This is a genomic window from Paenibacillus sp. J22R232 (genome assembly GCF_056269165.1).
In genome coordinates, this window is the sequence record NZ_JBWDNK010000004.1 from 347,661 (window position 1) to 373,227 (window position 25,567).

The 25,567-nt window shown below is 51.9% G+C and carries 25 protein-coding genes; 19 read left to right on the forward strand and 6 right to left on the reverse strand.

The window, feature by feature from the left end:
• Nucleotides 1-2: 2 nt before the first annotated feature.
• Nucleotides 3-539, reverse strand: coding sequence for a hypothetical protein (locus AC0YN3_RS15325; RefSeq protein ID WP_475775893.1), 537 nt, complete (start codon nucleotides 537-539; stop codon nucleotides 3-5).
• A gap of 186 nt (nucleotides 540-725) precedes the next feature.
• Between AC0YN3_RS15325 and AC0YN3_RS15330 the strand changes: the two genes are divergently transcribed.
• The 3 genes from AC0YN3_RS15330 to AC0YN3_RS15340 all read left to right on the forward strand — a co-directional run bounded on the left by AC0YN3_RS15330 (nucleotide 726) and on the right by AC0YN3_RS15340 (nucleotide 3,295).
• Nucleotides 726-1,208 (forward strand): CcdC family protein, encoded by a 483-nt coding sequence (locus AC0YN3_RS15330; protein WP_475775894.1) that lies wholly within the window; start codon nucleotides 726-728, stop codon nucleotides 1,206-1,208.
• 21 nt (nucleotides 1,209-1,229) lie between these two features.
• Nucleotides 1,230-2,576, forward strand: a complete 1,347-nt coding sequence (locus AC0YN3_RS15335; RefSeq protein WP_475775895.1) for a DUF2252 domain-containing protein — start codon at nucleotides 1,230-1,232, stop codon at nucleotides 2,574-2,576.
• Nucleotides 2,577-2,749: 173 nt separating this feature from the next.
• The gene (locus AC0YN3_RS15340) at nucleotides 2,750-3,295 is read left to right on the forward strand and encodes a glutathione peroxidase (protein ID WP_475775896.1); all 546 of its coding nucleotides are present in this window, start codon (nucleotides 2,750-2,752) and stop codon (nucleotides 3,293-3,295) included.
• 1,093 nt (nucleotides 3,296-4,388) lie between these two features.
• On the opposite strand, the gene AC0YN3_RS15345 is transcribed toward AC0YN3_RS15340, so the two are convergent.
• The gene (locus AC0YN3_RS15345; protein ID WP_475775897.1) at nucleotides 4,389-4,970 is read right to left on the reverse strand and encodes a hypothetical protein; all 582 of its coding nucleotides are present in this window, start codon (nucleotides 4,968-4,970) and stop codon (nucleotides 4,389-4,391) included.
• A gap of 1 nt (nucleotide 4,971) precedes the next feature.
• Nucleotides 4,972-5,508 (reverse strand): hypothetical protein, encoded by a 537-nt coding sequence (locus AC0YN3_RS15350; protein WP_475775898.1) that lies wholly within the window; start codon nucleotides 5,506-5,508, stop codon nucleotides 4,972-4,974.
• Between the two features lie 374 nt (nucleotides 5,509-5,882).
• Here AC0YN3_RS15350 and AC0YN3_RS15355 point away from each other — a divergent pair, with 374 nt between their 5' ends.
• From AC0YN3_RS15355 to AC0YN3_RS15375, 5 genes are read left to right on the forward strand one after another with little or no spacing between them, the layout of a single operon-like run.
• Nucleotides 5,883-6,209 (forward strand): DUF6385 domain-containing protein, encoded by a 327-nt coding sequence (locus AC0YN3_RS15355; protein WP_475775899.1) that lies wholly within the window; start codon nucleotides 5,883-5,885, stop codon nucleotides 6,207-6,209.
• Between the two features lie 52 nt (nucleotides 6,210-6,261).
• Complete coding sequence (locus AC0YN3_RS15360) at nucleotides 6,262-7,755, forward strand: DUF6385 domain-containing protein (protein ID WP_475775900.1); 1,494 nt, start codon at nucleotides 6,262-6,264, stop codon at nucleotides 7,753-7,755.
• Between the two features lie 45 nt (nucleotides 7,756-7,800).
• Nucleotides 7,801-9,951, forward strand: coding sequence for a glycosyltransferase (locus tag AC0YN3_RS15365; RefSeq protein ID WP_475775901.1), 2,151 nt, complete (start codon nucleotides 7,801-7,803; stop codon nucleotides 9,949-9,951).
• Nucleotides 9,908-11,455 carry a tetratricopeptide repeat-containing glycosyltransferase family 2 protein gene (locus AC0YN3_RS15370; RefSeq protein WP_475775902.1) on the forward strand — a complete coding sequence of 516 codons (1,548 nt, stop codon included), beginning with the start codon at nucleotides 9,908-9,910 and terminating at the stop codon, nucleotides 11,453-11,455. Before AC0YN3_RS15365 ends, AC0YN3_RS15370 begins: the two co-directional genes overlap by 44 nt.
• Entirely contained in the window at nucleotides 11,452-13,428 is a 1,977-nt protein-coding gene (locus tag AC0YN3_RS15375) for a glycosyltransferase (protein WP_475775903.1), read from the forward strand. The genes AC0YN3_RS15370 and AC0YN3_RS15375 overlap by 4 nt, the downstream gene beginning before the upstream one ends.
• A 76-nt stretch (nucleotides 13,429-13,504) precedes the next feature.
• Here AC0YN3_RS15375 and AC0YN3_RS15380 read toward each other — a convergent pair whose 3' ends face one another.
• Genes AC0YN3_RS15380 through AC0YN3_RS15390 form a run of 3 tightly spaced genes read right to left on the reverse strand, consistent with a single transcriptional unit; the run spans nucleotide 13,505 to nucleotide 16,906 of the window.
• On the reverse strand, nucleotides 13,505-14,932 hold the full coding sequence (locus AC0YN3_RS15380) for a glycosyltransferase family 4 protein (RefSeq protein WP_475775904.1): 1,428 nt from the start codon (nucleotides 14,930-14,932) through the stop codon (nucleotides 13,505-13,507).
• Complete coding sequence (locus AC0YN3_RS15385; RefSeq protein WP_475775905.1) at nucleotides 14,929-15,711, reverse strand: glycosyltransferase; 783 nt, start codon at nucleotides 15,709-15,711, stop codon at nucleotides 14,929-14,931. Before AC0YN3_RS15385 ends, AC0YN3_RS15380 begins: the two co-directional genes overlap by 4 nt.
• On the reverse strand, nucleotides 15,692-16,906 hold the full coding sequence (locus AC0YN3_RS15390; protein ID WP_475775906.1) for a hypothetical protein: 1,215 nt from the start codon (nucleotides 16,904-16,906) through the stop codon (nucleotides 15,692-15,694). The genes AC0YN3_RS15385 and AC0YN3_RS15390 overlap by 20 nt, the downstream gene beginning before the upstream one ends.
• 215 nt (nucleotides 16,907-17,121) lie before the next feature.
• On the opposite strand from AC0YN3_RS15390, the gene AC0YN3_RS15395 reads away from it, so the two are divergent.
• The 11 genes from AC0YN3_RS15395 to AC0YN3_RS15445 all read left to right on the forward strand — a co-directional run bounded on the left by AC0YN3_RS15395 (nucleotide 17,122) and on the right by AC0YN3_RS15445 (nucleotide 25,557).
• Nucleotides 17,122-18,795, forward strand: coding sequence for a glutamine--tRNA ligase/YqeY domain fusion protein (locus tag AC0YN3_RS15395; protein WP_475775907.1), 1,674 nt, complete (start codon nucleotides 17,122-17,124; stop codon nucleotides 18,793-18,795).
• 275 nt (nucleotides 18,796-19,070) lie between these two features.
• Nucleotides 19,071-19,670 carry a molybdenum cofactor guanylyltransferase gene (gene mobA, locus AC0YN3_RS15400; protein ID WP_475775908.1) on the forward strand — a complete coding sequence of 200 codons (600 nt, stop codon included), beginning with the start codon at nucleotides 19,071-19,073 and terminating at the stop codon, nucleotides 19,668-19,670.
• An 81-nt stretch (nucleotides 19,671-19,751) separates the two neighbouring features.
• Complete coding sequence (locus tag AC0YN3_RS15405; RefSeq protein WP_475775909.1) at nucleotides 19,752-20,258, forward strand: N-acetyltransferase family protein; 507 nt, start codon at nucleotides 19,752-19,754, stop codon at nucleotides 20,256-20,258.
• A complete protein-coding gene (locus AC0YN3_RS15410) occupies nucleotides 20,255-20,968 on the forward strand; it encodes a metallophosphoesterase (RefSeq protein WP_475775910.1) in 714 nt (237 codons plus the stop codon). Before AC0YN3_RS15405 ends, AC0YN3_RS15410 begins: the two co-directional genes overlap by 4 nt.
• 2 nt (nucleotides 20,969-20,970) lie before the next feature.
• Entirely contained in the window at nucleotides 20,971-21,420 is a 450-nt protein-coding gene (locus AC0YN3_RS15415; RefSeq protein ID WP_475775911.1) for a VanZ family protein, read from the forward strand.
• Between the two features lie 58 nt (nucleotides 21,421-21,478).
• Nucleotides 21,479-22,540 carry a histidinol-phosphate transaminase gene (gene hisC, locus AC0YN3_RS15420; protein ID WP_475775912.1) on the forward strand — a complete coding sequence of 354 codons (1,062 nt, stop codon included), beginning with the start codon at nucleotides 21,479-21,481 and terminating at the stop codon, nucleotides 22,538-22,540.
• Nucleotides 22,540-22,980, forward strand: a complete 441-nt coding sequence (locus AC0YN3_RS15425; RefSeq protein ID WP_475775913.1) for a hypothetical protein — start codon at nucleotides 22,540-22,542, stop codon at nucleotides 22,978-22,980. Before hisC ends, AC0YN3_RS15425 begins: the two co-directional genes overlap by 1 nt.
• 452 nt (nucleotides 22,981-23,432) lie before the next feature.
• Nucleotides 23,433-24,038, forward strand: a complete 606-nt coding sequence (locus AC0YN3_RS15430) for a TetR/AcrR family transcriptional regulator (protein WP_475775914.1) — start codon at nucleotides 23,433-23,435, stop codon at nucleotides 24,036-24,038.
• 6 nt (nucleotides 24,039-24,044) lie between these two features.
• On the forward strand, nucleotides 24,045-24,425 hold the full coding sequence (locus AC0YN3_RS15435; RefSeq protein ID WP_475775915.1) for a DMT family transporter: 381 nt from the start codon (nucleotides 24,045-24,047) through the stop codon (nucleotides 24,423-24,425).
• Nucleotide 24,426: 1 nt separating this feature from the next.
• Nucleotides 24,427-24,750: a DMT family transporter gene (locus tag AC0YN3_RS15440; RefSeq protein WP_475775916.1), complete on the forward strand. Its 324-nt coding sequence runs from the start codon at nucleotides 24,427-24,429 to the stop codon at nucleotides 24,748-24,750.
• A 126-nt stretch (nucleotides 24,751-24,876) separates the two neighbouring features.
• Nucleotides 24,877-25,557: a serine/threonine protein kinase gene (locus tag AC0YN3_RS15445; RefSeq protein WP_475775917.1), complete on the forward strand. Its 681-nt coding sequence runs from the start codon at nucleotides 24,877-24,879 to the stop codon at nucleotides 25,555-25,557.
• Nucleotides 25,558-25,567: the final 10 nt, after the last annotated feature.

Genomic DNA, 25,567 nt, shown 5'->3' on the forward strand with positions numbered 1-25,567 from the left:
GATTAATCGTTGAATTTGGAAACCCAATTGGCGATCGTTTCATACCAGCTCTGAATTTTAATTAGCAGCTTATCCGCTTTTTTGCCCTCTTTCACGAGATGGATCAGCCAGTCCCAATCGGTTACGAACTGCAGTATCGTTATAACGAGCATAATAGTCACGAAGGCGAATACGATTACGAATGCGCTTTGCAGCCTGAAGTAGAGAAGGAGCCTTTGCGCCAGTCTTGCAGCTGTCAGCTCATCACCGGGATTGGCTTGAAGCTTCTTGGCTTGACTTGCCATAACGAGCAGGACAACCGTGATCGCAAGCTCCAGAATGCCGGCGAGCGTACCCCATCCAAAATTGATTACTCCGATAAACGTTTGGAACAGCCCGAATAGCAGCGTGAAAAATGCGGTTGCCCGCATCCAGAAGGCAAGCTTACGCCACACCGTCTGCAGCTCCTGGGGTAGCTTGTTTGCGGTTTCTGGCGAGATGGGATACACCGCTGCTGCGGAGAGGTCACTGGGAACCTCTGTGTGTGTATGCGGATTCAAAGATATGCACTCCTTCATGGTTGATTTTCCATTATTTGAATGATACGTGTCGAAACGACGGACGGTTTCCGGCAAGCGGAAAACGACAAATGGATAATCGCTTCTCTATTTGCAGTGCTCCTGTTTTTGCAGTACGATAAAAGGAATAATAGGACAAGTTTCCAAGTTCAACAGGGGGAGGACGCAGTGTTGTTGTCTACGCACTTGATCCAAATCGGCTCGATCATTGTATCGGCGCTCGCTGGCCTCACATTAATCATACTTCGTATCCGTGCAGGAAAACAGCCTGTTTCGCTGCGAAAAATCGCAATACCGCCGCTTGGCATGGCAACGGGATTTATGATGTTCGCTTTCTCAGCGACTCATATTCCTTGGATATGGGGAATTGCTGCTTTTCTGACAGGCCTGCTCATATTTGCATTCCCATTAATCGTAACCACACGTCTGGAACGCGTGGAATCTGACATATATGTCAGGCGTTCAAAGGCATTTATATTTATTATGATGACATTATTCGTCATAAGGCTGTCTTTGCATGGGGTTGTGGAGGAGTATATGTCGATACCTCAAACGGGGGCAATCTTCTACTTGCTTGCGTTTGGCATGATTGTGCCTTGGCGTCTGGCCATGCTTAGCGATTATTTAAGGCTGCAGAAATTAGAATCGTAACCGCAAGAGGGGGATAACCGTATGGATCCGAAGCTGACCGAGCGAGTAAAGCTAACCCAGAACAAATTGAGAAGGCGGACATTATCCGCGATCTTCCAAGAATTTGACCAGAAGCTGATGAAGCTGACACGCGATAAGCGTGAGGAAAAGTATGCGAAAATGTCGGAAACGGCTTTTTCCTTTTTTAGGGGCAGCGCCTATTTGTTTTATTTCGACGTGTCGCGGGAATGGTTTCCTTATCACACGCCGGTAAATCGGCCTACTTGGATTCAAGGGGACCTGCATTTCGAGAATTTCGGGGCATTCCGCAATGAGCGCGGCGCGCTTGTCTATGATGTGAACGATTTCGACGAGGGTTACCTCGGTTCGTATCTCTATGACCTAATGCGGATGTCGGTTAGCATTGCGCTTGTCGGCAGGCTGAAAGGGCAGACTTATAGCAATCAGATAAGCGGGATTGAGGCATATCTACAGGCGTATTCCAAACAGATGCGGCGCTTCACGAAAGGAAAGGACGACCCCGGCATCTATGCCGTTGATTTGGAGCGGGCGGAGGGTCCCGTTAAGAAGCTGCTCAAAAAGCTGCAAAAGCGCAAGGATCAGCATTTCCTTGAAAAAGTGACCGCGTTGGTGCAGGAGCATCGCCAGTTTGCCGCAACGGATGAAATCGTGTCTCCTACTGAGGGGGAGCGGGCGGCTTTGCTTGGAGCATGGCCTGATTATTTGGCAACTGTCGCCGCGGATGACGCAGATGAATTGCGCCACTTCAAAGTGAAGGATATTGCTGTCAAACATGGTTCGGGAACAGCTTCGATTGGGCTTGACCGCTATTATGTATTAATCGAGGCCGGCGAGGGCTCGGACGGCGAAGATGATATCGTGCTTGAGGTGAAAGAGGTCCGTGTACCGGTACCTGCATACTTCATGCCTTATAGCGAATCGTTCTGGTCGATGTTCGAGCACCAAGGCAAACGGGTAACCATGACGCAGAAAGCGATGCATCACGAGGCGGATCCTTATCTTGGCTGGCTGTCGATCGGAGAACGGCATTTCTATGTCCGTGAGCGTTCGCCGTACAAAAAAAGATTAAAGCTGGAATCGCTAGAGACGGCGGGAGACATGCTGTCCGTGACGGATACGATGGGGAAATTAACGGCGAAAATGCATGCGAGAGCAGATACCGATGTGACACAAGGCATTTTGGCGTATCACAGCGAGGTCGAGATCGTTAAAGCGATGGGCAATGACGAGGATGCGTTCTGTACATCGATTGCCAATTGGGCTGTATCCTATGCCGATCAAGTGGAGCAGGATTATGCGTTGTTTACAGAGTGGCTAAGCGGAAGAAAGAAACCGTCGCAATCATAGATTAGTTGTTGAAAAGGGGACCGCAGATTAGCGAATAGAAACTCGCTAATCTGCGGTCCTTTCTGCATGGCATTCATTTGACTTGTCTATGCAGACATGGTATCCTAAATTTATATTTAGTTGTATACAATTTAATTTATTTAAACTCAATTAGCTGAAGGAGGAAACAAACAATGAGCATTTATTCGTATGACGTAGAAACAATAAAAGGTGAACAACAAAGCATGGAGCACTATAAAGGCAAGGTGCTGATTGTTGTCAATACGGCAAGCAAATGCGGCTTCACTCCTCAATATGCGGATCTGCAAAAGTTATATGTAGAATATAAGGATCAAGGTCTTGAAATACTTGGATTTCCAAGCAACCAGTTTGCCGAGCAGGAGCCAGGTACGAACTCCGATGTGCAAAGCTTCTGCCAGCTCAATTACGGTGTCACGTTCCCGCTCTTCGATAAGACGGATGTACGGGACGAAACGGCTCATCCATTATTCAGCTATTTAACCGAGGAAGCTCCTTTCGCAGGATTCAATACGAGCGAGCCGAGCGGCAAAATGCTGAATGCCTTTCTAGAGGAGAAGCTGCCTCATTATCTAGAGGGAAATTCTGTAAAATGGAATTTCACTAAATTTCTAATAGACAGGGAAGGCAATGTCATTAAACGGTTCGAATCGACCGATGAACCACTCGCGATGAAGGCCGAAATCGAAGCTCTGCTTTAATGCTCCCTCAGTTAAAAATGAAATACATGCGGCTTCCGGGCGAAAAAAAGCCCATAAAATGGCTTTTTAGGTCGTTTTGAGCAGAGAAATGGCGTTTCGGGCCAAATCCTCTGAACAACCGGCTCGTCATTTCGACAAAAGTTCGTTCCAAAGATGCCAGCTATGCTGAACATGCGAGCGGGTTCGGTTCTATGAACACGCGAAAAAGGCGATTGTCTTGGGACAATCGCCTTTTTGCTTGCCATTCCTTTAGTCATGCCTCTGAAGCTTCGTACCAATTGGAACGAGGTTCCCGCTGTACACCTCGCACGATTACCATAAACGAATCATGCGCTCTCTATGTACCTCGCAAGAATAGCGTTTATAAACCGTATTTCCTCTATATCCACCATAAGATAGTCGTTCACGAACACGCACATTGTTGGTGTCGCCGTAAGACAATCGTTCGCGACGCCGTACATTCTCATTGTCCACCATAGGGCTATCATTAACTAACCGTGCTTCCTCTGTATCCATCGTAAGGCTAATGTTAACGATCCATACTTCCTCTTATTCATCGTAAGATTAACCTAATGTACTGTACTCCCTTTGTTCCCTCGTATGGCTATCATGATCGAATCGCACTTCCTCTGTATCCATCATAAGGCTAATGCAAATGAGCCATGCTTCCCCCTATATCGATCGTAAGACTATCTTGCTGAACCGAGCTTTCTATGTCTCTCTTGTGGCTATTGTTTACTAGCTGTGCTCCCTCATTTTCAATTCATATCAATGTGATAAGACGGAAGGCGGAGAGGTTGTATTTTGACAGAAATATTAAAATCATAGTTCCGGATTTCTATGCGAAACGGATGGAGCGAAATTAAGGAGGCATATCGTAAATAAATATTGTAAATATGCAATTTATATTATATTTATATTTGTTTAATCTACTTGCAGTAAGGGTCTTTATTTATATTTACATAATTTCTTTAGTTGTAAATATATAAAAAAATGAGGAGAGAATTGATTTGCATATGTCTGGACTTTAAACGGTTTTTGAAATTTTATCATGTGTGAATAAAGTTATTTTTTCAGGTCTATTTAAATGGTTTTATGCTTCCCACCAGGTTAAATTCGCTCTCGTTCCAAGCACGCCAAGCAGGGTTAAGGAGCCTCTTACATTGACGACAAGCCATTGTCCCGGAGGAAGGATGATCCCGCCTGTATAAGTAAATCGGAAGGGCGAAGGGAAAGCCGGATAAATCATAAAAGTGTTCCCGCCAGTTGGCGCGCTTGTAGACGAGGTTGCTGCCGCGATGCTCGTTACGGGGCTGGTTAAATAAAGATTTGAGGCCGCAATCGAAGAAGGGCTTGTTAGAGTTCCTCCGCTTAACATAGTGACCTGTCCGCTAAAGCCCGATAACAGGCTGAGCGATACATCGATTGTGCCTCCGATGCTCGCGATGTGAATATTTGTTCCGCTGCCCGCGGGATTATTGAGCCTTATTGTCGTATTCACGGTACCGCCTAATATTCCCAAGCTTGCGCTGGTAGAGGCATCCGTTGAGAAATACCGTGCAGCGCGTGCGGCGCCCGTTGCGGGAGGCGCGGCAGCTCCAGGCTCCTGATAGCTATTCACGACTTGACCGTACAGCTCATTGCCGGAATTGTCCAAGGGATTATAGCTCGGCATATTAGACCTCCCACCAAGCGATGTTTGTCGCAGCGGTTATTGCGCCGGGTCCGAGCGATAACGTAATGGAACGGTTGGGCGGGACTATAATGCCGCCTGTGAAATCTAGATTGAACATGCCTGCAGCCATTGGTAGTGACATGAACTGGGTTGGGGTACCCGTAACGCTGCCCGAAGAGGTTCTAGCCGTAGCGATACTCGTTGTCGTGTTGCCGAATTGACAGTTGAAAGGAGTAGGGGTAGTTCCCCCTGTAACGGTCCCCCCGGCATACAAAATGAGAGTAGCCGCAGCGGTGGTCCCACCGGAAATTCTCGAAATGTAGAGCGAGCGGCCACTTAAGTTGGGATTTGTAATTTGAACCAACTGATTGGAGCCGCCAGCTATGGCGGCGTTTGCGGTAGTGACCATAAACAGCCGACCATTGCTTGACGCGTCTGCTTCTGGCGGGGCTATAGAGGCAGAGGAGCTGTAAGGGTTATTAATGAGCGTATAAAGCGGTTTATTTTCGGTGTTGAATACGGAATTGTTTGTCACCATGAATCACCTCGTTGTCTACTGACATGCTTGTATTTCTAGTAGTATATGGCGTTTCGTGGTTGATTGTATGGGGGAATACGGAGAAAACATGATTTGGGTGTATGAGTGGCGGAACAATCGCCGTTTCGAATTTCGTAGAGATGACATAGATTATCGAAGCATGGACACGAGGGGAAGAAATGCAGATGCCAAAATCGGCGAATCGGTGTGAAAGGACTGGTAGGAGAAGGGGCCGCAGCAAGGGGCGCAACAAGGGAACCTCAGCAAAGCCGGGAAAATCGAAGTGCAAAGCGACATGCAAATCTAAGTGTAAATCAAAATGCAAATCAAAATGCAAATCAAAATGCAGTCATCGAAAGCATAGGGAGAAATGCGTGCCCAGCAGTTTTTGTGAAACGGTGTATAAGGATTTGCAGACGAGTGATCAATTCAAGCCGCTCCCCATGCAAGATACCTCGAATAAGACGATGTATTCGTACGCCATTGTAAACCGTGGAGAAAATCCGGCTGTACTTAGGCTTGAAGTGGGCCCCAACGGCTTTGATTACGCGATTGATATGGAGGGGGTAGTTGAAAAGGGGGTCACGGAGATCGTCGTCCCTTCAAAATTTATGCGCTACTCCAGACTTACATTGAAATCGAAGCAGAAGGGGCAGCCGACAAAGCTGCAAGTTTATTTTCAAGCACAGCTGGCTAGGTGACCTGTTCTCCCTCGTGACCGTTCCTATTCCAACAAGAAAAAGGTGAAGAAAAATGCCAAACTTCTCATCGTTTAACCCCAATCCGGATAATCTGCGCACGCTCATATTCGGGAAGGACAGTACAGATACGGCGCAGGCCTTAGCGACGGACACCGCTGGCCATATCGTGAATATTATGTTAGACGGAACGATCAGCAATCTTATGGGTGTTACGATTACGGCGGGTACCCTCAGCACCATCAATAGCGTAATGGGAGCAACGATTACGGCAGGAACGATAACGAGCGTATTAGGCACGACAATTACAGCAGGGACAATCAACAGCGTGCTTGGAGCCACGATAACAGCGGGAACGTTGGACGCGGTTAATAGTGTGCTGGGAGCGACAATAACGGCAGGAACGATAACGAGCGTGTTAGGCACGACAATCACAGCAGGAACGATCAACAGCGTGCTTGGTGCCACGATAACAGCAGGAACGCTGGATGCGGTTAATAGCGTGCTTGGTGCCACGATAACAGCAGGAACGCTGGATGCGGTTAATAGCGTGCTGGGAGCGACAATAACGGCAGGAACGATCACAAGCGTACTAGGCACGACAATCACAGCAGGAACGATCACGAGTGTGTTAGGTGCCACGATAACAGCAGGAACGATTACGAGCGTGTTAGGCACGACAATCACAGCGGGGACGATCAACAGCGTACTTGGTGCAACGATAACGGCGGGAACGTTGGATACGGTCAATAGCGTGCTTGGAGCGACAATCACGGCAGGAACGATAACGAGCGTGCTAGGCACGACAATTACAGCAGGGACAATCAACAGCGTGCTTGGAGCCACGATCACAGCGGGAACGTTGGATGCGGTTAATAGCGTGCTTGGAGCGACAATAACGGCAGGAACGATAACGAGCGTGTTAGGCACGACTATCACGGCAGGGACAATAAACAGCGTACTTGGTGCAACGATAACAGCGGGAACGTTGGATGCGGTTAATAGCGTGCTTGGAGCGACAATAACGGCAGGAACGATTACGAGTGTATTGGGTACAACAATCACAGCAGGAACAATCACAAGCGTACTCGGAGCAACGATCACGGCAGGAACAATCACAAGCGTACTCGGAGCAACGATAACAGCAGGAACGATCAACAGCGTACTCGGAGCGACAATCACTGCAGGAACGCTAAGCAGTGTCACGTCGATATCGCAGAAGAGCTTCCAGGAGACGAGCAGCCTGAACATCGTTACGGCAGACGCCTTTACGGCATTGCCGACTGTAACGACGAGCGTTTTCGGGACGTATTCATTCTTCGTTTACAACAGAGGTCCTGGCGCGAACGCTGCCGATGCGCGAGTGGAAATCAGCGCGAATGGAACGAACTGGTATGCCGATGTGGATACGGTGACAGGCGTAGCTGTCGGTTCGGTGGATGTGCTTGTTCCGCAGCGGTTTTTGAAATATACAAGGCTTGCGTACCGTTCGAGCGCAACGGGATTGCCGACAACGATTGACGCTTATTTCAACGGACAAGGGACTTAACGCCTTAGATTTTGTCAAATGCTTAAACATGTGGGAGGGTATCGCATGCTGCTCGGGGTACATTTAATTGTACGTAACGAGGCTGATGTGCTGGAGCGCTGTTTAAAAAGCGTGAAGGCATTCGCGGATGAAATCATAGTGGCGGATACAGGATCATCGGATGAGTCGAAACAGATTGCGCTGCGCTTTGGTGCCCGGGTTCTGGAGATAGAATGGGAAGACGATTTCGCTGAAGCTCGAAATAAAGTTCTCTTGAATGCCCGAACCCTATGGGTGCTTGTTCTCGACGCCGATGAGTGGGTGGATTGCCCTGCACAAATTGGCATGCAGTTAAGGGAAGAGCTGAGGCACACGCCAGAAGCAGCTTTGCGGGTAAGGATGGAGCATATGCTGGAAACGGATGCCGCAGGAGCCAAGATCCGAAATGAGGCGCTGAGGATCTTCCGGGCTGACCGGGGCTTTGCATATACGGGAGAAATACATGAACAGCTCGTCCGGTTCGCCGGGAATAGAGCCAGGGCAAACCGGCAGACGGATGTGGATGGACCCCTTTCTCAAAGCGGCATCGTCATTCGGCATGACGGCTATATGCCAGCCGTATTGGTACGCAAGGAAAAGGTGATTAGAAATGAAAGGATCATTGCGCGGCAGCTGTCCAAGCGTCCCAATGATCCTTTTTGCCTGTACAATTACGGAGTAGCGTTATGTCAGCTTGGAAAGCTGGTTGAGGCCTGCCAAGCTTTTGGACGCTCGCTTGCCGCAGTGGAGCTGGAGGCTCCTTTCCGCCCTACGCTCGTGAGGGACTATGCAAAGGTGCTCTTGGCTCTTCGGCGAACCGAGCAAGCGGAAATCCTTCTCGAGGAGGAAACGCTGCGATACAGCGATTATGCGGATTTGTTCCTTCTGCGAGGCGACGCGCTTCGCGCAGGCTGCAGGCTGCAGGACGCCGCTCATGCCTATGAAGCGGCGATAGAGGCGGAGTCGATGGCGGGCAGCGGCTATCTAGCGGAAGCTGGAGCGGGAGGCGTGCTGGCGCATATCGCGCTGGCGGAAATTTGGCTTGAGCTCGAACTGCTGGATAAAGCACAGCTATTGTTCGAACGAGTGCTGCTGGAGAAGCCATCCATGGAGCGTGGATACAATGGCTTGGCGGCATGCCAGCATGCAGCGGGAAAATCCGATTCGGAAATTCACGAAACGCTATTATCGGCAGCGGGCGAGCTGCCAGAAGGACAGTTTCTCATTGCCCGATCAATGACGAGAGTCGGTGCTTTCGGCACGGCGCTGCCTTTATGGAGAAGGCTGGATTCGCCGATGAAAGCGGGGGAATGGCTGTCTGAGGATATATGTCTTTATGCAAGGGCATTAATCGGCGAAGGGCATCTGGCAGAAGCGGCAGAGAAAATGAATGATTTGCAAAAAAGGCATGCCATTGAAAATGAATCACGGTTAATTGAGACAGCGATTATGGATATTGTTTTGTGCAGCTGGAATGAAGGTCTAGCGCTCAAGCTAAAGGATGAGGGAATTCTTCTTCGCGAGTTGAAGGATGATGACCAGCTTGCCTTAATGAGCATAGAGGCTGCGGTGCTGAAGTTTTCAGTGCAGGAGGTGCCGCGAGCTTCATGGCGTGAGAGCAAGGCTGCCTGGAGCAGAAAACTAATGGAGCGGGCTGTGGCGCTAGGCATGCTTCATTTGGCGGCTCAAATGGTTCGAGCGGATGAGCGGTTGGATTTGTTTTTTGAGCAAACGCTTTATGATGAGGGCTACAAGGATGCGGCGGCAGAGAGGATGCTGCGCAGCTATGCAGCGACCGGTGAACTGGCGGGCGGGCAATGGCTTCGCCTCGGAGAGCTTCTCTATCTAAAAGGGCTATATAGTGAAGCGCTCGGGATGTTTGAGCAAGGCATAGCGGTGTCCGAGCTCGCGGAGCAGGAGACATTGGAAACCACAAGGCGGTTGAGGCTTGGAGCGGCTGCTGCAAGCTTGCGTCTTGCTCTGGAGGCACTGAATTTGGCCGGGCCACAAGGCAGCCGGTCGTGGGATGGAAGCTGGGCAGAGCCTGATGCTGTCAAGCTGCTTGCCGCTCTGCAGCGCATCGATGCCTTGGGCTGGCGCACGAAGTGGAATGGCATGCAAAGGAGGCGGGCGAATGGCCGAGCCGCGGAAGCTAATTTCCTTATGCATGATCGTTAAAGATGAAGAGCTCCATCTTCCTCGCTGTCTCGCAAGCGTGCAAGGCATCGTTGATGAAATTATTGTGGTTGATACAGGCTCAACGGACCAATCGGTCGCCATCGCGGAGCGTTACGGTGCGCGTGTTGTGATTGCGGAGTGGGAGCATGATTTTGCCAAAGCGCGAAATACGGGTCTAGCTTTGGCGCAGGGAGATTGGGTCTTATTTCTTGATGCTGACGAGGAGCTTGATGTCCACACCGGCAAACAGCTGTTGGCAGAGGCATGCCAGCCTGTCCAAGGGCTTTTTCTGCAAATATGGAATGTAACAGGAGCAAACGATGATGAACGAGGGGGAACGGTCCATCCTGTTCTTCGCATGTTCCGAAATGATGCCTCAGTCCGTTTCGAGGGGAGCATACATGAGCAGATCGCGGCATCGTTATTGCGGAGATGGCCGCAGGCCGTGTTTCAATTAACGGAAACGAAAATTATCCACTACGGCTACAGGCAGGATATCGTTACCCAGAAGAATAAGCTTCAGCGCAATATGGAGCTGCTTGAGCGCGCGGTGCAGAAAGAACCGGATAACCGTTTCCACCAATACAATATTGGCGTTGAATATTTGCGGGCGGGCCTGCCCGGCAAGGCGCTGGATGCCTTCCGCACTGCACGCCAGCAGCAAGGCTTTGAACAGCTTAGCTATGCGCATTTGGTCGTGAAATATGAGGTTCGGAGCCTGTTGTCTTTGAGCCAATGGGCGGAAGCGGCAGAGATTGCGAGGTTAGGCGCCGGACAATTCTCCGACTATCCGGATATCCATCACTATCATGCGTTGGCGCTCGCTCAATGCGGGCAGCTGCATGCAGCCGCTTCCTCTGCGGCAGCGGCGCTCGGAATTGGAGCTGCACCTCCTCAATACCATACGGAGGACGGCATTGGCACAAACCGCACGTCCTATATGCTAGGTCGACTTAAAGAGATGCAGCTGGATACGCCGGGAGTCGTTAAGGCTTACATTGCCGCGCTCCGTTTTCATCCCACCCTTACGCCTCCTTTATATAGGCTTTGCAGATATTTGCGAATAGCTGGCGAGGAAGCTCGCATCGCGTCGATTCTTGCGGCTCAGCTTGCCTGCCGCAGCGAAGAGGCGGTCATCAAGGTGGCTGCTATTATGTCCGCAAGCGGCTGTTTGCAAGCGGCCAAGGCTTGGGTCAGTTGGCATGCGGTTCAGTTTGGCAGTGAAGCCTCACTGGCTCTGGCACAATGGATCAAGCAGGCGGAGCATGGGGCAGTGAAAGCTGTTGATGATCAAGAGGCTGAACCTAGCAAGGGATACGCAAGCTTGCGTGAACGCGCAGACTACCATTTGGAGCAGCTGCAGCTCGTTCTAAGCCCTGACACAGGCATGAGGCAAAATGCTGTACCGTTTGTATCGTCCCTGGAGGAAACCTTCCCTGTTAAAGCACTCGCCGTGATCCGGTTGCTTCTCCCATGCGAGGAAGGCTGGGGGAGTCGCGGATGAAGGATGGAGAGAAATGGGAAGATGGCTTCAAGCATGGCGTTCTTGGAAGGAATCAGCTGCCTGTCTCGCTGTGCATGATCGTGCGGAACGAGGAGCGCTTTTTGCAGGCTTGTCTGGCTTCGGCCAAAAACTATGTATCGGAAATCATTGTGGTGGACACGGGATCATGCGACAACACGATAGAAATCGCTGAGCGCTTTGGAGCGGCGGTTGTCCGCATAGAGTGGAGCGATGACTTCGCGGCGGCACGCAACGAAGGGCTAAAGCTGGCTGCACAGCCATGGGTGTTGGTATTGGATGCCGACGAGCGTTTGGACGAATGCCCGCTTCAGGTATGGGAGAGCTTGCTTGCGGACCAAGCGATTGCGGGGTATTACGTGAGGCTGTGTAGTTGGATTGGGACAGCGGCCGCAAACGAGAAGCAGCTTGAGCCAGCCGAATCCTATATAAGCGATGCGGTATGCCGCTTGTTTCGCAATGATCCGCGCATTCGCTTTACGGGCGCGCTGCATGAAGAGGTAGCGACGAGCGTGTCGGAGCTTGGAGCGCAAAGGCTGGGTTACGCCCCGCTTACAGTATGGCATGAGGGCTATCGTCCTGAGGTGGTGGAGGCAAAAGGCAAGCGGGAGCGAAACGGCAGGATTCTCATGCAGGAAATTGAACGAAATCCGGAAGACGCCATGCTTCACTATGCGATGGGTACAGAATGCTTTACTTACGGCAATTGGAGCGGCGCGGCTGCTTGGCTGGCGCCGCTTGCCCAGTCGTTAAAGCCTGAACAGGGCTACGCATCCGATCTTTTATTGAAGCTGAGCCATGCGCTGCGCTTTTTGGGAAGGCCTGTCGAAGCGGAGGCGTGGGCAAGAAGCGGAATCGAGAACTTGGGATTCGCGGATTTCCCGGATTTGTACGAGGCGTTGGCATTGGCGCAGCTGGAGCAAGATAAAAACGCTGCCGCGCTTCGCGTACTGCAGCAAGCTTTGGAGCTTGGCTTGACGCCGGCCCAGTATTCGACGGCTCCTGGAGCGGGCAGTTACCGGACGCTATATACTTCAGGGCTTGCTAGCGAGCGGATATATGAATGGGAGGATGCATGGAACGATTATATGCGTTCGGTTACTCTGCAGCCTGCTTATATGCCCGCTTGGGAACGGTTGATACTGCTAAGCGCCATCGATGGGCGATATAAGCATCGATTCCTGATGGCGGTTGGCGCGATTCAAATGAAGGATGGATTAGGAAAACAATCGATTCGGCGAATATGCACGGCGCTCCTTGAACGGATGGCGGACGCGGGCGTTGTGCAGGCGGATGGCGAAGAAGCTGACGAGCGAGAAAGCTCGGCGGTCAGCGGGCTTGTGCTTGCAGCTTCTAATGAAGGAGCGGATAGCCATGCTTTATTCTGGCGGGGCTTGTTTTGCGTGCAGCAAGGCCGATTGGAGGATGGGCGCCTGCTGTGGGAGCGGCTGCCGGAGGATGACGAGCGGCGCGCCGTTTATTTGAAGGCGCTGGAGCTTCGCGGAGCGACGGCGCCCGAGGAATGGGCGCCTGCGACGGAGCAAGCCCTGCTGCGCGTCGGCGCTTGGCGAGCATGGAGCGCGTTCCGCGCTGCGAGCGACAGCGGTGCGGCTTTGCCGCCGCTGCTGTGGTGCGCGGTTATTCGCGCACCGCAGGCTTGCCGCGCAGCGCTGCGCAGCACGCTCGCGAGCGGCAGCTCTGCGCCCGCGAGGCTCGCCGCGGGCGTGCTTGCAGCCGCCGCAGCCGACTGGCGCGCGGCGGCGGGCAGCTTTGGCGCAGCCGCGACTGACGCGGCGGCTGCGCCATGGGTTGCGCGCGCAGCCGCGGCAGGGCTAGCGGCTGCATTCGCGGCGCGCGCCCGCGCCGCGCTGCCAGCGCAGGCATGCGGGGCGCTGCCGGCGCTGCAGATCGAAGCGGAGCTCAAGCTGAGAGCCGTATCCGCATTGTTTTCTTAGAATCGTCCGGCTGCCTATGATCGGTGCAGCGGGAGGCATCGGAGCAATTGCCCCGTGTATCCCACCCGCTGCGCCATTAGTCGAGCTGCTGTTTCTCCCGCTGCGCTTGAATAATTGCCGTCCACTGTGCATGCCATTTGCGCTGGTCAAAAGCAAGCGCGGTAAGCCGGGCGAGCTTCCCCATGGAGAGGCGCAGCGCTTCATCGTCCAGCAGTGTTTTTACGGCAGCCGCCAATGCTTCGGCCCGCGGCGGGACAAGCCGGCCGTTCAAGCCGTCGATGACGATATCGTTCAAGCCCCCGACGTTGCTGGACACGACGGGTATCCCGCAGCTCATCGCTTCCAAGCAGGCAAGGGAGGTCCCCTCCGAGAAAATAGTCGGAATGACCGCGATATCCGCATTCCGGTAAGCTGTGCGTACTTCGTCAAAGGAATAGATGCGCTGCTCAATTCGGCCGCGGTGCGGGTGGGAGTCCAGCCAAAGGCGAAAGGCAATCGCGACCGGTGTTTTCTCGACCAGCTCTCCGGCGAATTCGACGGTAACGCCGGGGTATTCCTGTAGGAGCGACGTGGCTACCAGCATCATTGGCACGATGCCCCGCTCAAAGCTAAGCCTGCGCGGAAACAAAACGCGAAGCTGCTTGGAGCTTGCTCCATTACTCTCCGTACCAACGTTGCTCGCCAAACCCCGATTGCTCTCCGCCCCTACCTTGCTCGCCAAACCCCGATTGCTCTCCGCCCCTACCTTGCTCGCCAAACCCCGATTGCTCTCCGCCCCTACCTTGCTCGCCAAACCCCGATTGCTCTCCGCCCCTACGTTGCTCACCAAACCCCGATTATTCTCCGCCCCTATACGACTTCCTGCACCTCCAAAACTCTCGCTACCCTCATCGCTTCCAGTCTCGCTAGCAAGACTGCCACCTCCCCCAGCAGGGCCTGCGTGCTCCATTGGCGTAAACCACTCCGTGTCTACGGCGTTCGGAAGCAAGCATATGCGAGTTGGATCGGGATAACAGCATACGGAACGGCAATACGTCAGAAACTGCGAATCTACCGAAACGACAAGGTCCAGCTGGAGCACGGCACCGTGAATGATAGCGGCTACCTCCTGCTTCGTGTCGCGCGGCATGTCATGCCGATCCCAGCTAATGCCATGGCATATGCCGATGCTGCCCGGACGGTATCGAATCGGGTGCCAAATGCAGCTGCCATATATGAGGATGCCTTCCGAGGCTTCCGCCATTTCCTCAAAAGCAGCGGCGATTTTATCCGTTTCATATGTCCAGCCGCGTACTTGAACGCCTTCGAAGACGGTTTTGAACGCACCGAAATAAGAGAGCTGATAGACGACAGGCTGCAGTCCCATCTTCATAATGACGCGGCATAGCGAATGGATGTACCGCTCGAGCCCCCCGCCGAACGGTCTCGTTATATTTTGCGTATAGCCGTCCAGATAGCTGTGGGTCAGGATGGTGACGGTGTCCAGCTTCGGATCATTCGTCATTCAATCACCTCTTCATGCCAGCGCACAAGGCGGGGCTTGGGATCGAGTATCGATTCATAATGCGCGAGGCTGCCCCACTTGCCGAAAGGATCTAGCTGCTTGTAACGCTCGTATTTGGCTCGTCGGTCGGCATCGCTGCCAGCCCAGCCGAGATGCTTGATTCGAAATTCCGTGCATACTCCAGGAAGAGCGGCGGCAGTGACCGGCAAACGTGGGACATGATGCTCCCACTGCGGGTAATAATAATGAAAGCCTGGCAAGTAGCGGATCAAGGTCATCGTATGCCGCTTGTGCAGCGTCCACCATTCATCCTCGCGGTAATGGGTAAGCGAGCCCCAGAAATCATACATGCGGTAACCTACCCAGTCGTACTGGTCTTGGTCAATGAGTTCTCGAATGGACAAGGCGGCGCGCTGCTCATAGATTTCGTCGGCATCCACGGAAAGAATCCAGTCGGGGGAGGTGGCGACTGCTTCATCCCAAAGCCGTTTTCTGAGCTGCCATTCCGTGCGGAACAGGGAACTCTCCAGGCGGACAAGCTTCACCACCTTGCTGAAGGAGCTGCACAGCTCGCAAGTGCCGTCGGTGCTGGCGTCATCGACAATGACAATTTCATCGACAAACCGAGACAGCTCGGCAAGAACCGCTTCCAAGTAGCGCCCTTGCTCATTCCTGACCTGCATGATCGCAGTCAGTTTATTGCCGCTTTTTTTGCGTCGCCAAATGCGTCCGTCGTCCATTGCGATGTCCTCCTCCAGCTTAACGATGGCTGCTTTCAAGACTGGATCCCCTGAACAGCTCCTGAACGGCTGCATCCAGTGCGGCAATCTCGGCGATATTGCCCAGAGCTTCGATCCGGTGTTCCGCAGCCTCTAAAAAGCGATGAATCGCCTCATGCCTTTGTCCCGCAAGCAGAGCCGATGTTCCGCGAAGCAGCAAATACTGCTGTTCGTCATCGCCTTGCCTCAGCTGCTCCCTCGCCGTTTTTCCGAGGGCCTCCTTGAGGCGTCCCGTTTGGATGCAGCATTCGATCGACAGCCGCTGCGCCATCGGATCGGCCTTGAGCAGCTCGAGCCTCTCCATGGACTGCTTGAAATCATCATTCAACCGGTAGAGGAGCGCGCCTGCGAGCCCGTCTTTCCCCTCCTTCAGCCATTCATCCAGAAAATCGACCGTGCGCTTCTCCTCTTCGGTAACAGCAGAGAAGCTGTAGGTTTGCACGGCCTGTCTGGTGAGTCCCTGCTTCACCTCAATGGCGGACAAAAACCGGTAGTAGGTGGACAGCGCATCCGCTTTTCCTTCCAATACGGCAAGCTCGAATGCCGCTAGAGCCGACTCTCTTGCCCGTTCCAAATCATAGACAAGGTACCGATAAACGGCATGGAAAAAATAAAAGGAGAGCTTGTCGCCGCGAGCGCTCTTCGCATCGCCGGTCAGCCGCTTGCTGTGCCATTCCGCAAGGCAGCGCTGCTGCAAACGAACGAGCGGCTTCGGGGAGAAGCCGCTAAGTATCCAGCCAAAGGCTTGCCTTGCCAGTAAATCGGTCACCTCGTCGCGCCCGTCGAGCAAGAATACATGCTCCATGCAAAACGCCTGCTCCAGATAATATGGCTCCGCATCCGTAATGATCAAGTCGGCATGGGCACAAAGCCATTTCCGGCATTTTGTCCAAAGTGGCGGCTCGCCCTGCTGCGGGGAGTCCGGCATGGCAATCAGCTGCTTGGGACCGGCAGCCATCGCCGTTTGTATCCAGCAGGGATGCAGAACAACGGCTGCCGCTTCCTCCCAGCCAAACGTGTCGACTTGGTCGAGCGATAGCGTTTGGATTGCTACGGCTGCCTGCGAGGAGACCGGCTCCGCGGATACGATATAAACGGAATGCTGTTTGCCAAGCTCCTCGAACAATCTTTGAAAGAGGGCGGGGAGATTGTTCCAGCCCCCGTCCGGGAATATCACAAAGGAAGAAACGGCCACTGTCTTTTCACCTTCCATCCGCTCGTGTCATGTTCGTGTATTCGCTTTGTATGAAGCCTATGCGAACGGTGCATGTACGCATGCGCATATATTTTGGCTCACAGCGGGGTGCTTCCGTTTCTATTAACGGGCGTGATCTTGGATAGTATTATAATTTTGCGGGAATTTGTGTATTATAAGAGGATAAATATTTTTCGTGGAAAGGTTGGTCGCAGATGGAGAATGCTGTAGAGAATAAGTCATCATCCTCGAATTTCATAAAAAACATTGTAGTCGAAGATTTGAAGAGCGGCCATGTGCAGGAAGTTGTGACGCGTTTCCCGCCTGAGCCTAACGGCTATTTGCATATTGGACATGCCAAGTCGATCTGCCTGAATTTTGAGCTCGCGGATGAATTCAAGGGCAGGACCAATTTGCGCTTTGACGATACGAATCCTCTTAAAGAGGATACCGAGTACGTAGAATCCATTCAAGAGGATGTCCGCTGGCTGGGCTTCGAATGGGATGACCTTCGATTTGCATCGGATTATTTCGAAGAGCTCTATGACCGTGCGGTGCTGTTGATTAAGAAAGGGAAAGCGTACGTCTGTGACTTGACGGCAGAGCAAACCCGCGAGTACCGCGGCACGCTTACTGAGCCGGGCAAAGAGAGCCCGTACCGCAGCCGTTCCGTAGAGGAGAATCTCGATTTGTTCGCGCGTATGCGCGCTGGCGAGTTCAAAGACGGCGAGCGAGTGCTGCGTGCCAAGATCGACATGGCTTCGCCGAACATTACGCTGCGCGATCCCGTGCTGTACCGGATTGCGCATACGCATCACCACCGGACAGGGGATGCATGGTGCATCTATCCGATGTATGACTACGCTCACCCGCTGAGCGATGCGATCGAAGGCATTACGCATTCCATCTGCACGCTGGAATTCGAGGACCATCGCCCATTGTATGATTGGACGGTCGCCGAGTGCGAGATGGCAGCGGTACCTCGCCAATATGAGTTCGCGCGTCTTAACGTTACCAATACGGTAATGAGCAAGCGGAAGCTGAAACAATTGGTAGACGAAGCGGTCGTAGACGGCTGGGACGATCCGCGCATGCCGACGATCAGCGGTTTGCGCCGCAAGGGCTACACGCCCGAAGCCATGCGCGCATTCTGCCGGGAGATCGGCGTATCCAAGAGCAATAGTCTCGTAGACGAGCGCAACCTGGAGCATTTCATTAGAGAAGACTTGAAACTGAAGGCGCTTCGCACGATGGCGGTTCTTCGTCCGTTGAAGGTCGTGATTACGAACTATCCGGAAGGACAATCCGAGCTGCTGGACGCGGAGAACAATGCAGAGAACGAGGAAATGGGCATTCGCCAAATCCCGTTCTCGCGCGAGCTGTACATTGAGCAAGACGATTTCATGGAGAATCCTCCAAACAAATATTTCCGTCTATTCCCTGGCAACGAGGTCCGTCTTAAGCATGCTTACTTCATCACCTGCCAAGAGGTCATCAAAGACGAGGCGGGCCAAGTTATTGAGCTGCGCTGCACCTACGATCCGAAGACGAAGAGCGGCTCGGGCTTTAATGAGCGCAAGGTGAAGGGCACGATTCACTGGGTAGAAGCGACACAAGCGGTAGCAGCGGATTTCCGCTTGTTCGAGCCGCTCATTACAAGCGAGGCAGAAGAGGAAGGCAAGCCTTTCCTTGAATGCATCAATCCGAACTCGCTTGAGGTGCTGCAAGGCTTCGTGGAGCCGAACATGAAAGAAGCCGCAGGCGGCGATAAGTTCCAATTTTTCCGTCATGGCTACTTCAATGTAGACCCTAAGGATACGACGGCAGAGAAGCTTGCTTTCAACCGAATCGTTTCGCTGAAAAGCTCGTTTGATCCGTCCAAAGCCTAAGGGCAACCAACCAAGGTGAAACGGCTATCGCCGTCCTTTGGCGGCGAGGCTCGTTTCATTCCGAGAAATATAGGAAGGTATAGCCTAAGGATATACCTTTTCTATATTGAACAAAGCCCGCCGAGCGCAGTCACTCGGCGGGCTTTGTTCATATATAAGAATTGATATGGTTTCTCATATCAATGTGCTTATAGATCTCCTCGAAACGACTGCTTTTGCCACAGAGGACGGCTACAGCCGTCTTCGTTTGTCTATTAAGGGGAATGAGGGGTCTCATGGGAGATCGGAACTTACAAGCTCTGCTGCTTGCGGGCGGGCAAAGCACGAGAATGGGAACGGACAAAGCACTGCTGGACATAGGAGGCAAGCCGCTCGTTTACCGGCTTGCGAAGCAGCTCGCCCTTCTAGCGGATCATGTGACTGTCTCGGTTGGACCACCGGAGCGGGAGGCGATTTACCGCGCTAATCTAGGTGAACTGGCTGATTCGGTAACCTATGTTCATGATATCTATCCGGCATGCGGCCCTTTATCCGGTCTTCATGCCGGTTTATCGGCTATTGGCAGCGGGTATGTATTTGTGATGGCCTGCGACATGCCGCAGGTGTCGGAGGAGTTGCTCGGGGTGTTAAAGGCAAATATGGCGCAGGAAGCTGATGTGATTCATGTCACGGGCCAGCCTTTCCATGCGCTTTATCATGCCGAAACGGCCGTAGCTATCGAGAAGGCGCTGGAAAAGAGAGATTTGCGGCTAATGGGCTTGCTGAACGGTCTTCGTACCATTGCGGTTGATCCGCAAGAGCCTGCCCAAATGGCAACGTTTATTAATTTGAACACGCCGGCTGAATACATTAAATATATAGCTGACAATTCATGATGTGATATAATTTGTCAAAGTTAACAGCATTCGAATGCAAGGGACATCGTGACTAACATAGAAAGGTAAGAGGTGGCGAGCATGACCAGACAGCTACAGTACGAAATTATGGATGCGCAGCTAAGCGATCTGGAGCGTATCGTTGATATTTATAATGCTACGATTGCAAGCAGGATGGTCACGGCAGATTTGGAGCCGGCCACGGTGGCGAGCAAGCGGTCTTGGTTTGATGACCACTCGGCTGATTTCCGCCCGCTGTGGGTTTTGCGAATAGAGGGCGAAATCGCTGCATGGTTCAGCTTTCAATCCTTCTATGGCCGGCCAGCTTATCTTGCCACAGCCGAGATTAGCATTTATATCGCAGAGCCGTTCCGGAAGCTGGGTCTAGGATCTATTCTTATCCAGAAGGCGATAGACGAATGTCCGCGCTTAGGGCTGCACACCTTGCTTGGCTTCGTCTTCGGACATAACGAACCGAGTTTGGCATTGCTCCGGAAGTTCGGTTTTGAAACATGGGGACATCTCCCCAAAGTCGCCGTGCTTGACGGCATAGAGAGAGATCTTGTGATCTCGGGGAGGCGCGTATGAAGCGAACCCTAGTCATAAGCGATATTCATGGCTGCTATTCGCCGTTCAACGACTTGCTTGAGCGTATGAATTATTGCCCGGGAGAGGATCAGCTCATGCTGCTTGGCGATTTTGTTGACCGCGGCCCCCGCAGCCGTGAAGTCGTTGAGCAGGTTGTAGGGCTCGTCAAGAATGACGGCGCGATCGCCGTACAGGGCAATCATGACGAGCGCTTTGTGGATGTGATGCTGGAGCGGAGCGAGCAGGCACTCATTAAATTTGCGGGGCATGGCGGCAGGCAGACTGCCGAGAGCTATGCCGGCGCGAAGCAGGGTGCAATCGGAGACATTATTGATCAGGCAAAGGCTGCCGTTCAAGAGCGCTATATGCATCATATGACCTTTCTGGATCAACTGCCTTATTATCATGAGGATGAGCACTTCATCTACGTACACGCCGGGCTTAACCCGAACTACTTGAATTGGAAAGAGCAGCCTTCCAGAGATTTCCTCTACATCAAGCAGCCTTTCCTAAGCAGGCCGACTAACGTGGCCAAGACCGTCGTCTTCGGCCATACCAAAGCGATTGATATCCATGGCAATCCGAATATATGGTTCGGGCCGGGGAAGATAGGCGTTGATGGAGGCTGTGCATCCGGCCATCAGCTTAACGGACTCGCGATAACGGGCGCCGATGAATTCCGAACCTATGCCGTTCCATGGAGACTGTAGGAATGCGCTTATACCCGAAAGCTTATTACAAAAGCTTATTGCTGAATCTATTTCTAACCGCGCTTGCGTTCGGCTACGTGCTTATCATGTGTTGGCTATTATTTTATCGCAATCGTTATTTTGGAGAAGGCTACAGCTATAATTTAGTTCCTTTCTATACGATTAAAAAATATATCATTTATCATGATCATTTTAATTTCGATACGTGGTTCAAAAATTTATTCGGAAATATTATTCTTTTTATCCCGATTGGCGTGTTTTTGCCCTTATTGAATAGAAGGTACAGCCGCGGATTCGCTCTCGCCGCAGCTTCGGTTGTTATCATTACCGCCGTGGAGCTATTGCAGATGCTAACGCGCGTAGGCAGCTTCGATATCGACGATATCATTCTCAACACGTTCGGCGCGCTGCTTGGCTTGTTGATCACGAGGCTGCTCGTACATAAACACTAAGTACTGATACGTAAAACGCAAGTTAACTCGGAAGCTAAAACGAAAGGAAGATCGACCATTGAGTAAATTCTGGAGTCCGCTAACGGCTTCGCTTGTGCCTTATGTGCCAGGTGAGCAGCCGAAGGACAAAACCTATATAAAGCTGAACACAAATGAGAATCCCTACCCGCCCTCTCCAAAGGTTATTGCGGCCATTAAGGATGCGGCCAATGCGGATCTTCGCTTATATCCGGATCCTACGTGCGAGAGCCTTGTAGATGCCGCTGCCGGCTATTACGGATTGCCTGCCGGGCAAGTGTTTGCCGGAAATGGCTCAGATGAAATTTTGGCGTTTGCATTTGCGGCATTTTTCGACCCAGCGAAGAAGCTTCTGTTCCCGGATATCACCTATAGCTTCTATAAAGTATATGCCAAGCTGTATGGACTCTCCGCGGAGCTTATCCCGCTGGACGAGCAGTTTCAGGTCCGTGTCGAAGACTTCCGGGCAGATAACGGCGGGATTGTCATCCCTAATCCCAATGCGCCAACCGCGGAGCTGCTACCGCTTGATGATATTCGCAAGCTGCTTGCAGACCATCCCGATCAGGTTGTTATTATCGATGAAGCCTACATCGATTTCGGAGGGCAGTCGGCTATCGAGCTGATTGGCGACTATCCGAATTTGCTTGTCGTGCAGACGCTTTCCAAATCACGTTCTTTGGCAGGACTGCGCGTTGGTTTTGCTTTTGGCAGCGAAGAGCTGATTGAGGGCTTGAACCGCATTAAAAATTCGTTCAATTCCTATACGATCGATCGGCTTGCGCTCGCGGGTGCGGTTGCTGCTCTCGAGGATGACGATTATTTCAGGGAAACGACAGCAAAGGTCATTGCCACCCGGGAACGCGTAACGAAGCAATTGCTTGCGATGGATTTCAAAGTGACCGACTCCAAAGCGAATTTCGTATTCATTTCGCACAGCAGGCTGGAAGCGCAAGCGGTTTTTCAGCAGCTGAGGGATAAAGGGGTATTGGTTCGCTACTTCAATCAGCCGCGGATTGACGGTTATTTGCGGGTAAGCATCGGAACAGACGAAGAAATGGATGCCTTCATCCAGGCGCTGCAAGAAATAGTGGGCAAGTAATGGAAGAGGCAGTGAAGGAGCAAGCGTTGTTCAAGCGCTCGATGCGGACCGTACTGCTGTTAAGCTTGATTTACGCGGTGGCGGGTAATGTGTTGTTATATGCGGCCTATTTCAATAGCGGCATCGTCCATAACAGCTATATCATATGCGCGCTCATGGTTGTTGCTTTTTCCATTCCCATTGTGAAGTGGTTTCGCAACCGCCATTGGTATTTTCCGATTTTTATATTCTTATTCTGGATTCCATTCAGCGTGCTGCTCGCATATGTGCTAAGCCAGATTCTTCCTTTATCGCGGACTGAGACCGACTTTGGACTGCTGCTCGTTTATTTCCTTATTCTGAACGTAATGGTCATGCTGCTTAGCATAGCGCTCGGCATGCTTATCAACGCGGGATGGCTGCTTCGGGAAAGGTATAACCGTGCCAAAAAACGAAACTGAATGCAAAGCCGTACAGGCTCTCCAAGCAAAATGGGGCCTGCGCGGCTTTTTTTGATTTATAAGCATTTAAATGTTTTCACATATAAACGCGCTTATATATCTACGTGAAGCGATTGCTTTTGCCATAACGGACGGCAACAGCCGTTTACTGTTGACGGATAGGAAAGGATAAGGGTTTGCTCATCCTTTCTCTATACGTTTCGCCGAAACGGTGGCGTCTATTGCAAGGACGCCATTATGCGTTTCTTCTTAAAATATAGGAAAGTATATGATTTCGCCAACTTTCTCTATATTTCTACGCGAAACGTAAGCATAGCCGCCATAGGACGGCGACAGCCGTTTACTCTTGTGCGGATTGAAGCCTTGACTTTTGGGGCCAACCGTTTTACAATCGCTAGACTAACTAACGTTCGTTAGGCAAAATAAAACGATACGTTGCGGAGGGATTGCCTATGAGTACGGAGCCTACGACCTCAGAGAAAATCAAGCAAGCTGCGCTAACGATGTTTACCGAGTCCGGCTACGAAGGTGCGGCGCTTTCAGAAATTGCCAAAGCGGTGGGCATCAAAACCCCGTCTATATATGCGCATTATAAATCGAAGGAACAATTGTTTGTTCAGTTGATTCAAGAGGTGATCGCTGAAGAACGGAAGCAGTATATGGAGCTCCTCGCCGAAATGGAGCAGGAGCCGGTTAAACAGCAGGTGTATCGGTTATTCGCTTTTTTTACCGATCTGAAGCATATGTCGACGGGCCAGGCATTCTTGAAGCGTACGATTCTCGTCCCGCCGCGGCATTTGCGGGATCAGCTGAGACAGGATTTCTTGCGTTACGAGAACGAGCTGACCGTGGGCATCGTTAAGGTGCTGCATCAAGGCGCTCAAGAGGGTTTGTTTAAAGGCGCGGAAGAAGAACGGCTTATCGCTGCGTTTTATGTGTGTGTCGACGGTTTGCTTGTCGAGAACCAATTGTATGAAGAAGAGCTTTTCGAAAAAAGAAAAAAATTAGTGTGGCAATCATTGTGGCAGCTATGGACGATGACAGCGAGAGAGGATTGAGTAACCATGCAGTGGGTATTTCTATTGTTGGCTGGTGTTCTTGAGGTAGGCTGGACATTCGGTCTAAAATATTCGGAGGGCTTCACGCAGCTCGTTCCGAGCATCATTACGATTATCGTGCTGGCTGCCAGCTTCATGCTGTTTGCCCGCGCGATGAGAACGATTGAAATTGGCGTAGCGTACGCAATGTTTACGGGAATCGGTACGGTTGGTACGGTCATAGCAGGCATATTCATTCTGGATGAACCGGCTGATTTCTGGCGTTTGTTTTTTATTGCCGTGCTCGTGGGCGGTATTGTCGGCTTAAAGCTCGTATCGAAGGAGAAGCCGGCACAAGCTGCACAGGCAGGCGAAATCAGCGTAGAGCACGAAAAGGTGGGTTCATAACATGGCATGGATCTTTTTGATCATATCGGGGTTAGGCGAGGTAGGCGGCGTTACGTTCATGAAGCTGTCGGACGGCTTTAAGCGCTGGAAGGGCACGGTTGGCGCGATAGGGGCAGGCTTCGTTAGCTTTTTCTTCTTATCCAAAGCGCTTCAGACGATTCCCATCAGCACCGCATACGGCATATGGACGGGAATCGGCTCAATCGGCAGCGTCATATTGGGCATGTTTGTTTTCGGTGAATCGAGAGATTGGCGTAAAGTGCTGTTTTTATCGATGATTATTTCAGGCGTCATTGGTTTGAAGGTAGTTGGCGGCGGCCATTAAGCCCCGCGAAAGGGCGAAGACCGTGGCAGAGGGCTAATAAGCTTTCTGCCGCGGTCTTTATTTTTATGCCTGCTGGTCTTACAATGAAGGAAACGGTGTTCGCAGGCAAAGAAAGAAGGAGTTTTCATGTTGGACGAGAAGCAGCTGGGACCATTTATCCGGCTAGTGGAGCAAAGCTTATTGTCGAATCTGGTGCTTGGCAGCGTTGACCCTGCCGATCCCATTCGCGTGGAGGAAACGCCGCAGGGCTGGCAGCTCTTGGGGGCAGGCAATTACGCTGGCGTATTCACGCACCGCGACTACTCCGATATAGCGGTGAAGGTATATGCGCCCGGGCGCGAAGGCTGGGAGAGCGAATGCGAGGTTTATTCCAGGATCGGCAGTCATCCGGCCTATTCCCAGTGTTACCACGCTGGCGAGCATAAAGGGCATTATTACTTGATTCTAAAACGATTGAAGGGCAAGACGCTCTATCAGTGCATTATTGACGGGGTAATTATTCCCCAGAAGGTGATCGCGGATATTGACGAGGCGCTTGATTACGCAAGATCGCGCGGCCTGCACCCGCATGATGTGCATGGCAAAAACGTCATGATGCAGGACGGCCATGGCATCGTGCTCGATATTTCAGACTTTTTGAAGGAAGAGCCGTGCACGATGTGGGATGATTTGAAAAAAGCGTATAACAAAATTTATATGCCTTTCCTATCCAAAAAGCTGATTCCTGTCCCGGAATGGGTACTCAATGGCGTTCGTAAAGGCTATCGCTTCGTGAGAAGCTCCTCGGTTATCGGACGCTCGTCCTAATTGACAGGCC

Bases quoted from the DNA above. Each gene is read 5' to 3' on its own strand.
- AC0YN3_RS15335 (WP_475775895.1), top strand. From the start codon at position 1,230: ATGGATCCGAAGCTGACCGAGCGAGTAAAGCTAACCCAGAACAAATTG.
- AC0YN3_RS15340 (WP_475775896.1), top strand. From the start codon at position 2,750: ATGAGCATTTATTCGTATGACGTAGAAACAATAAAAGGTGAACAACAA.
- AC0YN3_RS15345 (WP_475775897.1), bottom strand. From the start codon at position 4,970: ATGCCGAGCTATAATCCCTTGGACAATTCCGGCAATGAGCTGTACGGT.
- AC0YN3_RS15350 (WP_475775898.1), bottom strand. From the start codon at position 5,508: ATGGTGACAAACAATTCCGTATTCAACACCGAAAATAAACCGCTTTAT.
- AC0YN3_RS15360 (WP_475775900.1), top strand. From the start codon at position 6,262: ATGCCAAACTTCTCATCGTTTAACCCCAATCCGGATAATCTGCGCACG.
- AC0YN3_RS15365 (WP_475775901.1), top strand. From the start codon at position 7,801: ATGCTGCTCGGGGTACATTTAATTGTACGTAACGAGGCTGATGTGCTG.
- AC0YN3_RS15370 (WP_475775902.1), top strand. From the start codon at position 9,908: ATGGCCGAGCCGCGGAAGCTAATTTCCTTATGCATGATCGTTAAAGAT.
- AC0YN3_RS15375 (WP_475775903.1), top strand. From the start codon at position 11,452: ATGAAGGATGGAGAGAAATGGGAAGATGGCTTCAAGCATGGCGTTCTT.
- AC0YN3_RS15380 (WP_475775904.1), bottom strand. From the start codon at position 14,932: ATGACGAATGATCCGAAGCTGGACACCGTCACCATCCTGACCCACAGC.
- AC0YN3_RS15395 (WP_475775907.1), top strand. From the start codon at position 17,122: ATGGAGAATGCTGTAGAGAATAAGTCATCATCCTCGAATTTCATAAAA.
- mobA (WP_475775908.1), top strand. From the start codon at position 19,071: ATGGGAGATCGGAACTTACAAGCTCTGCTGCTTGCGGGCGGGCAAAGC.
- AC0YN3_RS15405 (WP_475775909.1), top strand. From the start codon at position 19,752: ATGACCAGACAGCTACAGTACGAAATTATGGATGCGCAGCTAAGCGAT.
- AC0YN3_RS15410 (WP_475775910.1), top strand. From the start codon at position 20,255: ATGAAGCGAACCCTAGTCATAAGCGATATTCATGGCTGCTATTCGCCG.
- AC0YN3_RS15415 (WP_475775911.1), top strand. From the start codon at position 20,971: ATGCGCTTATACCCGAAAGCTTATTACAAAAGCTTATTGCTGAATCTA.
- AC0YN3_RS15425 (WP_475775913.1), top strand. From the start codon at position 22,540: ATGGAAGAGGCAGTGAAGGAGCAAGCGTTGTTCAAGCGCTCGATGCGG.
- AC0YN3_RS15430 (WP_475775914.1), top strand. From the start codon at position 23,433: ATGAGTACGGAGCCTACGACCTCAGAGAAAATCAAGCAAGCTGCGCTA.
- AC0YN3_RS15435 (WP_475775915.1), top strand. From the start codon at position 24,045: ATGCAGTGGGTATTTCTATTGTTGGCTGGTGTTCTTGAGGTAGGCTGG.
- AC0YN3_RS15440 (WP_475775916.1), top strand. From the start codon at position 24,427: ATGGCATGGATCTTTTTGATCATATCGGGGTTAGGCGAGGTAGGCGGC.
- AC0YN3_RS15445 (WP_475775917.1), top strand. From the start codon at position 24,877: ATGTTGGACGAGAAGCAGCTGGGACCATTTATCCGGCTAGTGGAGCAA.